This is a genomic window from Halobacterium yunchengense (assembly GCF_037031165.1).
Lineage (GTDB): Archaea > Halobacteriota > Halobacteria > Halobacteriales > Halobacteriaceae > Halobacterium > Halobacterium yunchengense.
Window position 1 is genome coordinate 30,209 of the sequence record NZ_JAYEZL010000007.1, and the last position, 14,216, is coordinate 44,424.

The window sequence follows — 14,216 nt, forward strand, 5'->3', positions numbered from 1 at the left end:
CGCCCTCTTAAATTCTCGTGAGGCTGCGTAGCGTTGCCACACCGTCCGCGCCGCGGCCCGGTGGACCGCCCGCGACCGCGGACGCTCGGTCGGTTATCGGCCGACCGGCGCGCCGCAAGTTCCGGTCGGTCAGTGCGCGGTCGGTTATCGGCCGACCGGTGCGTCGAGATTTTCGGTCGGTCAGTGCGCGGTCGGTTTCGGACCACGACGCGCGGTCGGGCCCCTACCAGAACGCCTTCGTGCGCGCGTACTCGCGCTCGCGCTCGAGGATGTCCCGGTAGAAGTCGTCCTCGTCCTCGCGGTGGCGGTTGATGACCCGGGCCGCGTTCCGCGGCCCGACGCCGCGAGCCGACAGCGCGATCACGGCCTTCTTGCCGTGGCTCTGGACGATGCTCGCGTTCCGGAACACGCGCTCCGTGCGGTCGCGCTGCTCGTCGTCCCTGTCGTCGGCCCGCACCGCGGTCACGGCGTCGTCGGCCCACGGCGACAGCGCGGCGACCCGCGTCGACCCGCAGCGCGGGCACTCGGGCTGGTCGGCGACCCGGCGGACCTTCGTCTCCTGCTCCCAGTCGGTGCAGTGCGTGCAGAACAGCTTCACGCGGTCGTCCCTGATGCGCTGTCTGACCGCCTGCACGACGCTGGCGTCGGCATTCTCCGGCGTCAACAGCTCCGCGCCCGAGGACCGGCCGCCGGAGCCGACGGCGGTCCGCTCGCCGACCACCGCGACCGACAGCGCCCCGGCCTGGATCCGGTCGAGAACGTCGGCGGCGCGGTCGACGTCGAGGTCGGTGTGGAACACCTCGCGGACGGCCTCGTCGTAGACGGGCGTGTCCTCGAGCGCGCCGAGCAGTCGCGACAGTCCGACGCCGTCCCGGCCCTTCCAGCGCTTGAGCGCGCCGAACTTCGCGGCGACGTGCGCGAGCGTGAACTTCAGCGTCTCCGAGCGCTTCAGGCTCAACTCCAGGATGGCCTCGACGTGGCCCGGGTCGGTCTCCTCGAGCAGGCCGACGACGTCGCTCGCGCTGACCCGCGCCGGCACCTCCAGTTCGACGCGGTACGGGTCGACCTCCATCCCGACCGAGGAGCCGGTGCGCTGGCCGAGCAGCGCCGAGAGCAGGCGGCCCAGCGTCTCGTTGACCTCGTGGCCGAACGCCGCGTTCACCACGATGGTCTTCCCGGCTTGCTCGACGACGACGCGGTCGTCGGTCGGCACCGGCGCCTCGGCCTCGACCTGGCGCTCGACCTGTTCGAGCGCGCCCCTCGCGGTCGCGTCGTCGGTCGGGTACCGGACCGTGAACTCCCGGGCGACGCCCTCGGCGTCCGCGCCGGCGGCGAACTGCTCGCCGGCCACCGCGCGCATCTCGCCGACCTCCTGGGCGACCGCGTAGGGGACGGGGATCTCCTGGCCCGTCCAGGACGGCACCTCGCCCGTGGGGTCCTCGATGGGGGAGACGTTCACCTCCTCCTCCTCTTCGTCGATGTTCGTGATGCGCCACATCTCGCCGCGCTGCACGAACGTCGCCCCGGGTTCGGCGAAGTTCACGACGAACCGCTCGTCGAGGGTCCCGACCTGGCGGCCGGCGGCCATGTCGTAGACGTCGTACGTCTGCTCGTCGGGGATCATCGAGAGGTTCGCGTAGTAGTACTGCCACGTGCCGCCGGACTTCGCGATGGTGTCGTCGTCCTCGTCGACGTACACCACGCGGTTCGCGTGGAGTTCCGCGGCGACCTCGCGGAACGTCGCCTCGTCGAGGTCCCGGAACGGGTACGCCCGGGTGACGACCTGGTAGGCGTGGCGCGCGCTCGTCTCCCCGAAGTCCATCGCGAGGCCGACGACCTGGTTGGCGACGGTGTCGAGGCTGCCGTGGTGGATTCCAGCCGTCTCCACGTGGCCCTCGCCGGCGCGCCGCGCGATGGCGAGCGCCTCCAGGGCGTCGTCCGGATTGCCGGTGATGATGGTGCCGTGGCTGACCTCGTCGCGGCGGTGGCCGGCCCGCCCGACGCGCTGCAGGAGGCGAGCGACCTCCCTGGGCGAGGAGTACTGGACGACGTGGTCGATGCGGCCGACGTCGATGCCGAGCTCCATCGAGGACGTGCAGAGCAGGCCGTCGAGTTCGCCGGCCTTGAACCGGTCCTCGACCTCGATTCGCGCGTCCTTCGAGAGACTGCCGTGGTGGACGCCGACGTTCGCGCCGAGCTCCTTGAACCGCGACCCCAGGGCCTCAGCGGTCTGTCGCGTGTTCACGAAGATCAACGTGGAGTCGTGTGCCTCGACGACGTCGCGGATGGCTCGCACGTGGCTCGCCATCTCCGGGCTCGTCATCAGTTCGTTGCTCGCGCGCTCGTCGCGGTCGGTCACCTCGGGCTCGCGGACGGTGAACTCGACGTTCGACGTGACGTCCACCTCTATCACCTCGCAGCCGCGGCCGCCGGTGAGGAACGCGCCGACCTCCCCGGGGTCGCCGACCGTCGCGGACAGCCCGACACGCTGGAAGTCGCCGGCCAGCTCCACGAGGCGCTCGAGGCCGACCGAGAGCTGGGCGCCGCGCTTCGCGCCGGCGAGCTCGTGGACCTCGTCGACGACGACGTGCTCGACGTCCGCGAGGCCGTCCCGGAGCTTCTCGCCGGTGAGCATCGCCTGCAGGGTCTCCGGCGTCGTCACGAGCACGTCCGGCGGGTCCTCGGCCTGCTGCTGGCGCTGGTACTGGGTCGTGTCGCCGTGCCGGACGTCGACGTCGACGTCCAGGGTGTCCCCCCACCAGTCGAGGCGCTCGCGCATGTCGCGGTTCAGCGCGCGCAGCGGCGTCACGTACAGCGCCGCGAACCCTTCGGGCGCGCCGCCGGCGACGATCTGGTCGAAGACCGGCAGCATCGCCGTCTCCGTCTTCCCCGTCCCGGTCGGCGCGACCACGAGGCCGTTCCGGCCCTCCGCGAGCGCGGGGATCGCCCGGCGCTGTGGCTCCGTCGGCGTCGCGAACCCGCGCTCGCTCAGCGCCGCGCGGACCTCGCTGCCGAGGTGCGAGAACGCGTCCATCCCACGCGTCTCACTCATCCCGCGGCGGTAGGGCCGCGACGAGAATAAGGCCGTTGCCGGCTCCGTGGCTGCGACCCGCGCCCGGTTTCCCGCGGTCAGACGTCGCAGTACCGGCCGAGGCGCGTCCCGTCCAGCAGGTACGCGTCGGCGTCCGGGCACGCCTCGGGGAGGAACGGCGCGAGGAACCCCTGGCCCTCGACGTTCACCCACGTGCCGCCGGAGAGGTCGTTGAACGCCGGGAAGACGGCGAGTTCGCCGCGTATCGGGAGGTCGCGGCCGTGGTGGGCCTCGAAGGGCGCGGCGACCAGCGGGCCGCGCAGCCACGCGCGCTCGACGCGGCTGCCGCCGACGTCGTCCTCCAGGCGGACGCTGGGGTGTTCGTGGCCGACGCAGACGGTCTCGGCGGCCAGCACTTCAGGGCTCGGCCACGTGTGGCCGTGCGCGAACCCGACGTCGCCGAACCGCGCGCCCTCGGGCGGCGTCGCCGCGAGGTCGTACGCGTCCGCGAGGCCGCCGTCGTGGTTCCCGACGACGAGCGTCGCCGGCACGTCGAGCGCGCCGAACAGCGCGTCCAGTTCGTCGTGCTCGGCGCCCTCGGGCGTCCCGATGGCGTGTCCGAGGTCGCCGAGGAACACCACGCGGTCGGCGCCAGTCTCGTCCACGAGCCCCAGCAGGTGTTCGCGGCGCCGGGCGGCGCGACTCCGGACCTCCAGGCCCTCGCGGCGCAGCGACTGCTCGATGCCCGCGTGGTAGTCCGCGACGACGAGCGCGCGCTCGGTGCCCGCCCGCCGGCCGCCCTCGGTCGCCGCCGCGTCGAGGTCGGCGACCGCGGCCGGTTCGCCGGGCACCGGCTCGACGAGCGCCATCAGATGGCCTTCAGGTGGTCGTCGCCGGCCTCGTAGCACCGCCCGCTCATCAGCGCCGCCTGGATGGCGTCCTCGACTTCGCCCTCGTCGGCGTCGCGCTCGTCCGCGGCCGTCGCGACCACGTCCTCCCGTGGCGCGCCGTCGCCGTCGTCCAGGCGGTCCATCAGGTCGACGACGTAGTCCTCCAGGTCGAGGTCGGGTTCGCCCCCTTCCGCGTCCTCGCGGTCGGACGCCGGCTCGTCGTACTCGTCTTCGGTGAAGTCCGTGGTCGTATCGGACTCCTCCTGTGACTCGTCGAACGCCTCGTCCTCCGCCGTGAAGTCGCCGAGTTCGTCGTCACCGTCGGCCGCACGCTCGTCTGCCTCCTCGTCGTCAGCAGTCGAATCGACGGCCTCGCCGTCGCCCTCGCCGGTCTCGTCGCCGCCGGCCGCAGTCGCGGACTCGTCGCCGGACTCGCCGCCGGCCGCAGTCGCGGACTCGTCGCCGGACTCGCCGCCGGCCGCAGTCGCGGACTCCGCGTCCGGTTCGGGCGTCTCCGCGTCGGCCTCGCCCGCGTCCGGGATGTCGCTGCCGGTGGAGAACTCGACGTCGAAGTTCTCCTCGACCTCTCGGCGTTCCTCCTCGGAGAGCTCGTACAGCTCCCCGTCGCCTCCGTCGCCACCGTCACCGTCGTCGCCACCGTCGCCACCACCGTCGCCACTGCCACCGTCGTCGACACCGTCGCCTCCCTCGGGCGCGGCCTCGGCGGCGACGTCGCCCGGGCTCGGCGTCTCCGCCGCCGGCTCCGGCGAGACGGACTCGGCCTCCGGCTCTCCGACAGAGCCCTGCACGTCGCCCTCGCTCTCGCCAGCCTCGGCGTCGACTGCGCCCGAGTCGCCCTCGTCTGTATCGGGCCGGGCTTCGTCTGTCTCCGAATCAGTTTCGGGTCCGCTGTCGGCCTGCGCCCCGGTCTCGCCTTCCGCGGCCACAGCGGTCTCGCTCTCCGCCTCCACGGCCCCTGCAGGGGCCGCCTCGTCCGCGGCTGCCGCGTCGGCGTCCAGGTCGGCCGCGAAGTCCAGGGCGGCGTCGCCGCCCTCGTCGGGGCTCAGCGCGAGGTCGCCAGCGGCGTCGGCCTCGCCGGCGACGACGCGCGCCGCCTCGACGGCGAGGTCGCGGACCGCCGCCAGGTACGCCGGCGTCGTCCCGTAGTGGTCGAGGGCGAGCGGGATGCCCGCCGCGAGCCCCGGCTGGACGCCCGCGCGCTCCAACACCTCGCGGAGGCGGTCGCCGCGCTCCACGCGGTCGTGGGCGGCCGCCGCCGTCGCGACCCGGTCGACGGTCTGCTCGGCGGTGGAGACCACCCAGCGGTCGCGCGTCTCGGCGTCCACCTCGCTGACCGCCTCCGGCCGGATGGACGTGTAGACGACCTCCGAGTCGTCCGGCTGGAACGTCCTCGCCTTCCCGGTGACGGCGACGAACGACGGCGTCTCCGCCGACTCCAGCGCCGCGAGGGCCTCGGGCTGGTACTGGCCGGCGTACACGACGAACGCGCCCGTCGGGTCGACGACGCGCGCCCGCACGACGTCCTCGCTGACCTGCGCGACCTCGGTGAGCACGCCGACGACGAACACGCGGTTGACGCGCGCGCCGGTCGGCGTCACGACGTAGTTCGGCGCGCGCTCCTCGTCGCTCTCCGCGTACGAGTAGTCGGCGTCCTCGAACTCCGCGGCGAACAGCCGGTAGGCGACCTCGCGGCGGTTCACCTCGCCGGATTCGGACTGGCTCATGCGGCCACCTCCGCGAGGAAGGCGCTCGCGCGCTCGGCCGGGTCGTCCGCGGACTCCCGGAACGCCGTGGTCTCGAGGTTCGCGCCGTAGTCGTCCACCGAGAGGTGGCCGCGCACGCGGAACTCCCGGCCGACGATCTCGTCGGCGATGCTCTCCGCGACGACCTCCTGGTCCATCGCGTCCCGCGCCTGCCGGCGCGCGTCCTCGAGGCCGCCGCCGTACACTTCCTCGGTCAGCTCGCGGTCGAGGACGACGGTGACGGTGTCGGTGCCGTCGTCGAGAATCGCCTTCACGCGGAGGTCGTCCTCGCCCTCCACGTCGCCGTGCTGGCGGCACTGGCCCTTCTGGACGACCCGGCCGCACTCCGGACACCGCTGGATGAGCCCGGAGCCGTCCCGGACCTCGATGACGTTCCCGACGAGTTCGACGTCGTAGGCGCCGCCGCGCTCGACGGCCTCACGGACCGCCAGCCGCGTCGGTCCGCCGACCTCGACGTCGCGGTCGAGGGCCGTCACGGTCGAGAACTCGGAGACGTTCACGGAGGGGACGCCGCGGAACTCGCGGACGTAGACGTCCTCGAGGCGGACGGACGCGCCCGCCTCGATCTCGGCGTGGGGGTCCCAGTCCGTGAACGGGAGGCGCGCGGACTCGTCGCCGAGCACGCCGCTCAGGATCTCGGTCTCGCCGTCCCGGCCGTCGATGGTCCGCGTCTCCACCTCCGTGACGCGGACCTCGACGTTCCGGCCGCGGTCGCCGGGTTCGAGGTCGGCGAGGTCGCGGTCGCCGCCGACGTCGTACGGCACGTCGAAGTCCTCCGCGTCGCTCACCGTCGAGGACTCCCCGAAGTTCAGTTCCGGCTGGCCCTCCCACTCGCGGACGCTCGCGTTCCCGATGGTGACCGTGTCGCCGGGCTCGAGGCCGAAGTCCTCCCACGCCGTGTAGGAGATCTTCCCGGTGTCGTCGGCGAGTTCGCCCTCCCGGATGACGTGGTCGTCGCCCTGGTAGCGGATCGACCGCTGGCCGGCGGTGAGGACTTTCGCGGTGACGGTGACGTTCCCGGAGTCCGGGCTGACGTCCACGACGTCCACCGCGGTCGGCGTGCCGGAGTCGCCGCCGGCGTCGTCGCCGTACTTCCGCCGGAGGCTGCGTTTGGCCTCCTCGAGGGGGACGCTGTACTCCACGAGGTTCTGCAGGTTCTCTTTGACCTCCGCTTTGTCTACACCGAGGTCGGAGGCGAGCTCCTCGGCGTGCTCGTCGACGTTCATGCACGTAGAACTGCGTCACCCTCCCCTAAAAGGGTTCCCGCGCGCGACGCGCGACCGACGCGCCGGCCCTGAACTCGACCTGCGCGCGCACGGCGACGAGATGCGCGTGTAGCGAAACCGGTTTCCCGCGGCCGCGACCTACCCCGGGTATGCACGTCGTCGTCAACGCCGCGATGAGCGCGGACGGCAAGCTCTCCACGCGCCGCCGCGAGCAGGTCGCCATCAGCGGCCCGGAGGACTTCCGCCGCGTCGACGAACTCCGCGCGAGCGTCGACGCCGTCATGGTCGGCGTCGGCACGGTGCTCGCCGACGACCCGTCGCTGACCGTGGACGACCCGGACCTCGTCGCCGACCGCGAGCACCGCGGCGACTCTCCCCAGCCCGCGCGCGTCGTCGCGGACTCCCACGCTCGAACGCCGCCGGACGCGCGCGTCCTCGACGCCGCCGCCGAGACGTTCGTCCTCGTCGCCGAGGAGGAACCGCTCGAACACCGCCAGAGCCTCGAGAAGGCGGGCGCGACCGTCGTCGTCGCCGGCGAGAACCGCGTCGACCTCCCGGCCGCCTTCGACGAACTCGAGGCCCGCGGCGTCGACGACCTCATGGTGGAGGGCGGCGGCGAGCTCATCTTCTCGCTGTTCGCGGACGGCCTCGTCGACGACCTCTCGGTGTACGTCGCGCCGACGGTCATCGGCGGCCGGGACGCCCCGACGCTCGCCGACGGCGAGGGGTTCGTCGAGGACTTCCCGGAACTGGAGCTGGTCGGCGTCGAGCGCGTCGACGGCGGCGTGCTCCTCGAGTACGACTGCTAGAACGATCGCGGACTGCTGACCGCGGGCCGCTTCAGTGCTGGTGGCCGGTCGCCTCGGCGTACGTCACGCCGAAGCGCTGCTCGAACTGGTCGAGGGTCGCCTCTTCGACGGCCTGCAGTTCCTCGGTGGGCTCGTCCTCGCTGTGGTGGACGAGCATGTGCGCGCGCTGCGCGAACGCCATCAGCGTGATGTCGCCGACGGCCTGGGCCTGCGAGTCGTCGTCCTCCTCGGTGAACAGTTCGACGAGTCGCGCGGGAATGGTGACGTCGTTCGTGTTGCCGTCCGGGCCCTCGATGGTGAACGTGGCTTCGTCCATGCCACCACGGACGGCACCCCGAGTAAAAGGGATGGGGTTCGCGGGGCGGCCCGCCGGTGGGGCTGTCGGTCCGCGCGTCCGGACGCTCAGTCGTCGGCGGGCGCGGCCTCGCCGCCCTCGCCGGCCGCCGCGCTGACCTCGCCCTCGAGGTAGTCGTCGGCGTCGATGGCGGCCTTACAGCCCATGCCGGCGGCGGTGACGGCCTGCTGGTAGTGGTAGTCGACGACGTCGCCGGCGCCGAAGATGCCGGGGACGTCGGTCTTCGTCTGGCCACCGCCCTTCCCGCCCTGCGTCAGGATGTAGCCCTCGTCGTCGAGTTCGACGCCCGTGTCCTCGAGGTACTCGGTGTTCGGCGTGTGGCCGATGGCGACGAAGAACGCGCCGACGTTCAGGGAGAACTGCTCGGTCGCCTCGTCGTCGAGTTTCGCCGTCGGGTGGCCCTCGGGGTGGCGGACGAGCGTCACGTCGGAGACGCCGTCCTCGGGCGTGCCGTTGACCTCGACGGCCTCCGTGTTCCACAGCACCTGTATGTCGCCGTCGTCGACGTGCTGCTGGACGCGGTCCTCCCAGTAGTCCTCCGCGCGAAGCTCGTCGCGGCGGTGGACGAGGTAGACGGTGTCGGCGAACTTCGTGAGGAACGACGCCTCCTCGGCCGCGGCGTCGCCGCCGCCGACGACGACCATGTCCTCGCCGCGGAAGAACGCGCCGTCGCAGGTCGCACACGTCGACACGCCGTACCCCATCAGTTCGTCCTCGCCGGGGATGCCGAGCGTGCGCGCGCTCGCGCCGGACGCCGCGATGACCGCGTCCGCCGTGTAGACGTCGCCGTTCGACAGCTCCACGCGGAACGGCCGCACGGAGTCGTCGACGGCCTCGACGACGCCGTGTTCGATGTCGGCGCCGAAGCGTTCCGCCTGCGCTTTCATGTCGTTGATGAGGTCCGGCCCAGAGATGCCCTCCGGGAAGCCCGGGTAGTTCTCGACGTCGGTCGTCAGGGTGAGCTGGCCGCCGGGCTCGTCGCCCTCGAACAGCAGCGGGTCGTTGTTCGACCGCGCCGCGTAGATGCCCGCCGTCAGCGCCGCGATGCCCGTACCGGTCACGACGAGCTTCCGGTGTTCGACGACGTCCTCCTCGCCGGCGGCGTCACCGCCTCCGGCTCGATCCTCGTCCGAGGTTTCGCTCCCGCCGTCCGTGACCAGCCCGAGCTTCTCGTCGAGTTCGCCGGCCTCCTCGAGGGCGTGCGTGTCGTCCCAGCCGCCGACGAGCTCGTCGTCGACGAACACCTCGGGCGCCGTCTCGCGGCCGTCCGCGCGCTCTTTCATCTCCGCGAACAGTTCCTCGTCGCCCGTGACGTTGTACGTCACGTAGTCGACGCCCTTCTCGTCGAAGAGGGCCTCGGCCTTCTCGCAGTACGGGCAGTTCGTCTTCGTGTAGATCTCTACTCGGGGGTCGTCGGTCATACCGTACACTCGTCGACCGCGGCGTTTGTAGGTTGTGTTGGCCGGGCGACTCTCCGGTGGTTCAAACGGGCGTTTGTCGCTCCCGAAGCTACACGTGTCGGGTCGCCCAACCGCTGCCCATGGACGCGTCAGCGCGGAACCTCGCGGCCGCGGCGGTCGGCGGGACGCTGTGGGCGGCCGTCCCGGCGCTCGACGGAACCGTCCCGTGGGTCTGGTCGCTCGCGCCGCTCGCACCCGTCCTCCTGGCGTTCGGCGTCCTCGAGTGCAGGCGTCGGTACGGGGACGGCTGGGGGCAGTTCGGGCGGGCGGGCGCGGCGCTCGCTGGAGTCGGGCTCGCGCTGCTCGCGGTCGGCGCGCTGCTCCGGCAGGCGCTCGCCGGGCTCGTCGCGGTGTTCGCCGTCGGCCCCGTGGCGGCCGGCGGGTTCCTCGCGCTCTGGGTCGGCTCGACGTTCCTCGCCGTCGCCCTCCGCCGCGCGGACGTCCTCGGGCGGCCGGGAGCGGTCGCGTTCGTCCTCGCGCTGCCGGCCAGCCTCCTGGTGAACGTCTTCCTCGGGTCGGCCGGGCTCGGACTCGGTCGTGGCGTGGTCCGCGCCAGCCCCGGGTTCTACGGTCTCGCGTGGGTCGGCCTCGCGGTCCGCCTCTCCCGGACCGGGCCGACGGCAGCCCGGGGGACGGTCTCCGGGCCGAGCGCCGGGTCCGCCGTCGGGAGCCCGCAGCGCGTCGTCGCCGCGCTCGTCGGCGTCGCGGTCGCCGTCCTGGGCGCCGCCGGCCTCCTGCCGCTGGGCGCGCCGGATGGGACGCCGTTCACGGGCGAGTCGGCGCCCCTCGACGGGGTCCACGCGGCACTCGGCGCTGCGGGCGTCCTCGCGGCGCTCGCCGGCGACCGGTACGCGCGCTGGTACAACAGGGCGGGGGGCGCGGCGCTCCTGGCGCTGGCGGCCCTCCCGTTCCTCCCCGGACGGACGCCGTTCGGACTCGCATTCGTCGACCTCGTCGTCTACGTGCCCGCCGCGGTCGTGACGCTCGGCGTCGGGTTCGCCGCTGGCAGCGCGACCGGGTCAGGCCCGCAGCGCTCGGGCGCGGACGACGACGTACGCGGCGGCGGCGAGCAGGCCGACGCCGAAGACGGCCGCGCCGACCGGCGGCGCTGAGACGCCGTACCCGCCGAGGTTCTCCCCGCCGACGAACCCCGGTTCGGGCGCGAGCACGCGCTGGGCGACCACGCCCGCGACCGCGAACGCGGCGGCGGCGCCGAGCGCTCGCTCCAGTACGCGCTGGAGTTCGTCGCCGTCGGCGTCGCCGGAGACGATGACCAGCGGGTCGCCGGCGGGCGCGTAGACCGTCATCTCGGTGCCCTTCTCCGAGTACACCGTGTCCACCGCGGTCACGACGTCCGCGGCCTCGAGGTTGTCGAGGTGGTAGTGGACGTTCTGCGGGCTGGTGTCGGTCACGTCGGCGAGCGTCGACGCCGTCGCCGGCGACTCGCGGAGCCTGTCGAGGATGGCGCGCGCCGTCTCCGACGACAGCGCGTTCACGGCCGCGCCGTCCTCGGCGCCCAGGTCGACGACCCTCGGTCCGGCGTCGGGCTCCCGGACCTCCTTCGACGGGAGCATGGCCGGGACGTCGGCGGGGCGGGACTTAGTTCGGTCGCCGCTCGCCGGCGAGCCCAAGCGCTTACGCCGACGGTCGCCGAGTGTGGCGTATGGCCGCGGACTTACACGAGAAGGTGGACCGCTACGAGGGGCTGCTCGCCGAAGCGCTCGGCGAGGCCGAACGCCTGCCGCCGCCGGACACGCCGCTCGGCGAGGCGGCCGCGGAGTGCGAGGAGATGGCCCAGTCGTACCTCGAGGACGGGCGGCACTTCCGCGAGCGCGACGACGCGGTGAACGCGCTCGCGGCGTTCTCCTACGGGCACGCGTGGCTGGACGCCGGCGCCCGCATCGGGCTGTTCGACGTCCCGGACTCGGGTCACCTCTTCACCGTGTGAGGCCCCGCCGCCGGCCCGGTCACGTGTCCGCTGCGTGACGACGGCGGAACCGAGTGCCGGAGCCCCAGTACCGGCGCGTCGTTCGCCGTCGGGTACCTTTACGTGAGTGCGCCGCGTCGGCAGACCCGATGGAGGCCGCGCTCTGGTACGTGTTGACTGGGACGCGCGGCGGCCCGAATCGCGTCCGCCTGCTGCGGGCGCTGGCCGACAGACCGCGGAACGCGAACCAGCTCGCGGCCGACCTCGACCTGGACTACAAGACGGTTCGTCACCACCTCGACGTGCTCGTGGACAACGACATCGTCGAGTCCAGCGGCGACGACTACGGCGCGGTCTACCTGCCGACGGAGGAGGCGCGCGACCACTGGGACACCGTCGAGGAGATCATCGACGACACGGAGGCGGTCGACTGATGCACGGAACCCGGCGAAAATCGGCCGAATTTGGGAAAGCGTATAACTGTCGGTCCTGCCAACGGTGGTGTAGATGACCGTCTGGGCGGACGTCACGCGGGCGGCCATGGCGCTCAACGTCGTGTTGCTGCTCGCGCTCTGTAGCGTGTGGGTCCGCAACTACCGGCAGATCCGGTCGAAGCACACGCTCGGCCTGCTGCTGTTCGGCGTCCTGCTGCTCGGCGAGAACGCGCTCGGCCTCTACTACTTCGCCGTCCACGACGTGCTGACGGCGTGGTTCACCGGCCTCCCCTCGATCTCCGCGACGGCGTTCATGGTGTTGCGGCTGCTGGAGACCGCCGCCATCCTCTTCTTACTGTGGGTCACCTGGGACTGACCGCGCGGTCGCCGGTCCAGCGAGTCCTGGGAGCGTCTGCGCGGACGTCGCCCCAGCAATTCGGCGGGCGGGCCTCAACCTTTTTCCCCACAGCCGTCCGAATCCGTGACATGGCGCACGAGGCGTACGTGCAGTTGGTCTGTCCTGAATGCCAGAAGCACTGGGAGAGCACGCCCAGCGAGCTCCCCACGCACGACGAGAACTTCAACTGTCCGAACTGTCACGCGACGCGACGCACCGCCGAGTTCATGCGCACGGACCGCGACCTCGAGAACCTGAAGCGACTCAAGTAGACGGTATCCAGTCGGCCGACCGCGAACCGGTACGACTCCGGTGAGTCGTCGTCGAGCCGCGAGTCAGACCGCCGACCGCGCGCCGCAGGCCTCGCAGTGCAGGACTTCGGTGTCGCCGTCCGTCTCGAGGTTCGTGTCCGGGAGCCCGCACTCCGGGCACGTCACGTACGTGTCCACGTACTCGTCGAGGACGGCCTTCACGCGGGACTCGCGGAACTCGCCGGTGAGGCGGGCGCGCCCGCTCTCGTCGATCTGGGCGCTCGTCCCGAGCTCGTTCTGGAGGAACTTCAGGACGTGGTCCTCGTCGCGGCCGAGGCGGTCGAGGGTCTCCTGGAAGTTCTCGTAGACGGTGACGTTGCCCTCCTCGCGCACGTTCGGCTCGGGGACCTCGAACCGGCTCTCGCTGCCCGCGACGTCGGGCTTCTGCTCCATCGCGCGGTCGAGTTGCTCTTCGTAGTCCATGCTGGACAGAAGTGGCGGCCCGCACAAAAGCCTTTCAAAAGCGGGGTCGGCCGAGGCCCGAAACGGCCGCCTGTGGGACGTAGAGGCGTGGTAACGCCTCTCAGGATAATACTATAACCCCGTGCCCGTTAGAGGCTGGTGTCATGAAGAAACAGGAGCTCATCCACCTGCACGGCCTCCTGGCAGAGGTCGGAAGCTACTACGAGGAGTGCGAGAACGACGAGATCCCACTCGACGAGTACGACTCTCTCGGCGTACGACCCACATCTATCCACAAGTCGAAGACCGACCACAAGGCGGCTGTTTTTGCGCTCGCGGGCGGCATCACCTCGGCGATGAGCGAAGCCGAGGAACAGGACGCCGTTCCCGCTTCTGCCGACTAACGTAGCGACCGACGCGCCGACTACTGCACACAGCACCGCCCAGCGACGGCCTCGGCGCCCGGACGGCTGCTCGGACCGGCGGTCCCTGCAGATCTCTGGACTCGGGGGACGCTGGCGCTCCGCGAGCCGGAGACGGAATTGCAGTGGTGGCCCGGGGTCGGGTGGCGGCTACTCGTCCGGTCGGAACGCCGGGTCGGAGTCGAGGTCGGCGCCGTCGTCCAGGTCACCGGGCGAGTCGCCTGGCGAGTCCCCGGGCGAGTCGCCTGGCGAGTCCCCGGGCGAGTCCCCGGGAGATTCTAGGGGATCGTCCGCCGCCTCCCCTTCTTCCTCCTCCTCTTCTTCCTCTTGTTCCTCGTCGGTTTCGACGATCTCCTCGACGACCAGCACCTCGAGTGGGATGTTCTCGAGGCGCTGACCGATCTCCTTCCGGGCGATGCGGGAGGCGTGTTCCTCCCGCTCGACGTTGAACACCGTCATCTCGAGTTCGAGCGCGACGAGGCTCTCGTCGGCGGCGACGAACGCCGGGTCGATGGCCTCGCCGCAGTGCGGGCAGGACCGCTCGCCCATGTTGATCTCGACGTAGTTCAGGTCCGGATTCAGCATCTCGCCGGTCTTCGAGATGGCGATGCGGACGGCCTCGTCGGCGGACTGCACGTCGTAGACCGGGACCGCGGCTTCGACCACCACCCTACAGTCCATAGCTACGTGACGTGTTCGCAGGCAACGTAGAAGAAGGTTGGCCCGGAACCGAACCCCACTTCCCGGCGGCCGACGTACCCGCGTCCG

16 protein-coding genes are annotated in these 14,216 nt (G+C 71.8%); 7 read left to right on the forward strand and 9 right to left on the reverse strand.

Annotation, left to right across the window (positions count from 1 at the left end; all coding sequences use genetic code 11):
* Nucleotides 1-223: 223 nt before the first annotated feature.
* From U5911_RS16290 to U5911_RS16305, 4 genes are all read right to left on the reverse strand, one after another.
* Entirely contained in the window at nucleotides 224-3,052 is a 2,829-nt protein-coding gene (locus U5911_RS16290) for a DEAD/DEAH box helicase (protein ID WP_336038127.1), read from the reverse strand.
* Nucleotides 3,053-3,129: 77 nt separating this feature from the next.
* The gene (locus tag U5911_RS16295) at nucleotides 3,130-3,900 is read right to left on the reverse strand and encodes a metallophosphoesterase (protein WP_336038128.1); all 771 of its coding nucleotides are present in this window, start codon (nucleotides 3,898-3,900) and stop codon (nucleotides 3,130-3,132) included.
* Nucleotides 3,900-5,666 (reverse strand): hypothetical protein, encoded by a 1,767-nt coding sequence (locus U5911_RS16300; RefSeq protein WP_336038130.1) that lies wholly within the window; start codon nucleotides 5,664-5,666, stop codon nucleotides 3,900-3,902. The genes U5911_RS16295 and U5911_RS16300 overlap by 1 nt, the downstream gene beginning before the upstream one ends.
* Nucleotides 5,663-6,931 carry a Single-stranded DNA binding protein gene (locus U5911_RS16305; protein ID WP_336038132.1) on the reverse strand — a complete coding sequence of 423 codons (1,269 nt, stop codon included), beginning with the start codon at nucleotides 6,929-6,931 and terminating at the stop codon, nucleotides 5,663-5,665. The genes U5911_RS16300 and U5911_RS16305 overlap by 4 nt, the downstream gene beginning before the upstream one ends.
* Before the next feature lie 149 nt (nucleotides 6,932-7,080).
* On the opposite strand from U5911_RS16305, the gene U5911_RS16310 reads away from it, so the two are divergent.
* Complete coding sequence (locus U5911_RS16310) at nucleotides 7,081-7,740, forward strand: 2,5-diamino-6-(ribosylamino)-4(3H)-pyrimidinone 5'-phosphate reductase (protein ID WP_336038133.1); 660 nt, start codon at nucleotides 7,081-7,083, stop codon at nucleotides 7,738-7,740.
* A 31-nt stretch (nucleotides 7,741-7,771) separates the two neighbouring features.
* Here the strand turns inward: U5911_RS16310 and U5911_RS16315 are convergent, their stop codons facing one another.
* A complete protein-coding gene (locus U5911_RS16315) occupies nucleotides 7,772-8,056 on the reverse strand; it encodes a DUF7545 family protein (protein WP_336038135.1) in 285 nt (94 codons plus the stop codon).
* 86 nt (nucleotides 8,057-8,142) lie between these two features.
* Nucleotides 8,143-9,516 (reverse strand): FAD-dependent oxidoreductase, encoded by a 1,374-nt coding sequence (locus U5911_RS16320; protein WP_418771554.1) that lies wholly within the window; start codon nucleotides 9,514-9,516, stop codon nucleotides 8,143-8,145.
* A 119-nt stretch (nucleotides 9,517-9,635) separates the two neighbouring features.
* Between U5911_RS16320 and U5911_RS16330 the strand changes: the two genes are divergently transcribed.
* A complete protein-coding gene (locus U5911_RS16330; RefSeq protein WP_336038137.1) occupies nucleotides 9,636-10,667 on the forward strand; it encodes a hypothetical protein in 1,032 nt (343 codons plus the stop codon).
* Here the strand turns inward: U5911_RS16330 and U5911_RS16335 are convergent.
* Nucleotides 10,575-11,129: an ArsR/SmtB family transcription factor gene (locus U5911_RS16335; protein ID WP_336038139.1), complete on the reverse strand. Its 555-nt coding sequence runs from the start codon at nucleotides 11,127-11,129 to the stop codon at nucleotides 10,575-10,577. The genes U5911_RS16330 and U5911_RS16335 overlap by 93 nt on opposite strands.
* 89 nt (nucleotides 11,130-11,218) lie before the next feature.
* Between U5911_RS16335 and U5911_RS16340 the strand changes: the two genes are divergently transcribed.
* From U5911_RS16340 to U5911_RS16355, 4 genes are all read left to right on the forward strand, one after another.
* Nucleotides 11,219-11,503 (forward strand): DUF357 domain-containing protein, encoded by a 285-nt coding sequence (locus U5911_RS16340; RefSeq protein WP_336038140.1) that lies wholly within the window; start codon nucleotides 11,219-11,221, stop codon nucleotides 11,501-11,503.
* 128 nt (nucleotides 11,504-11,631) lie between these two features.
* Nucleotides 11,632-11,916 carry an ArsR/SmtB family transcription factor gene (locus tag U5911_RS16345; protein ID WP_336038142.1) on the forward strand — a complete coding sequence of 95 codons (285 nt, stop codon included), beginning with the start codon at nucleotides 11,632-11,634 and terminating at the stop codon, nucleotides 11,914-11,916.
* 73 nt (nucleotides 11,917-11,989) lie between these two features.
* Nucleotides 11,990-12,292, forward strand: a complete 303-nt coding sequence (locus tag U5911_RS16350; protein WP_336038144.1) for a DUF8036 family membrane protein — start codon at nucleotides 11,990-11,992, stop codon at nucleotides 12,290-12,292.
* Nucleotides 12,293-12,402: 110 nt separating this feature from the next.
* Nucleotides 12,403-12,585 carry a DUF7836 family putative zinc-binding protein gene (locus U5911_RS16355; protein ID WP_336038145.1) on the forward strand — a complete coding sequence of 61 codons (183 nt, stop codon included), beginning with the start codon at nucleotides 12,403-12,405 and terminating at the stop codon, nucleotides 12,583-12,585.
* Between the two features lie 63 nt (nucleotides 12,586-12,648).
* Here the strand turns inward: U5911_RS16355 and U5911_RS16360 are convergent, their stop codons facing one another.
* On the reverse strand, nucleotides 12,649-13,047 hold the full coding sequence (locus U5911_RS16360; RefSeq protein ID WP_336038147.1) for a translation initiation factor IF-2 subunit beta: 399 nt from the start codon (nucleotides 13,045-13,047) through the stop codon (nucleotides 12,649-12,651).
* 143 nt (nucleotides 13,048-13,190) lie between these two features.
* Here U5911_RS16360 and U5911_RS16365 point away from each other — a divergent pair, with 143 nt between their 5' ends.
* Nucleotides 13,191-13,430: a UPF0058 family protein gene (locus U5911_RS16365; protein WP_336038149.1), complete on the forward strand. Its 240-nt coding sequence runs from the start codon at nucleotides 13,191-13,193 to the stop codon at nucleotides 13,428-13,430.
* A 168-nt stretch (nucleotides 13,431-13,598) separates the two neighbouring features.
* Here U5911_RS16365 and U5911_RS16370 read toward each other — a convergent pair whose 3' ends face one another.
* On the reverse strand, nucleotides 13,599-14,129 hold the full coding sequence (locus tag U5911_RS16370) for a DUF555 domain-containing protein (protein WP_336038150.1): 531 nt from the start codon (nucleotides 14,127-14,129) through the stop codon (nucleotides 13,599-13,601).
* Nucleotides 14,130-14,216 lie beyond the last annotated feature (87 nt).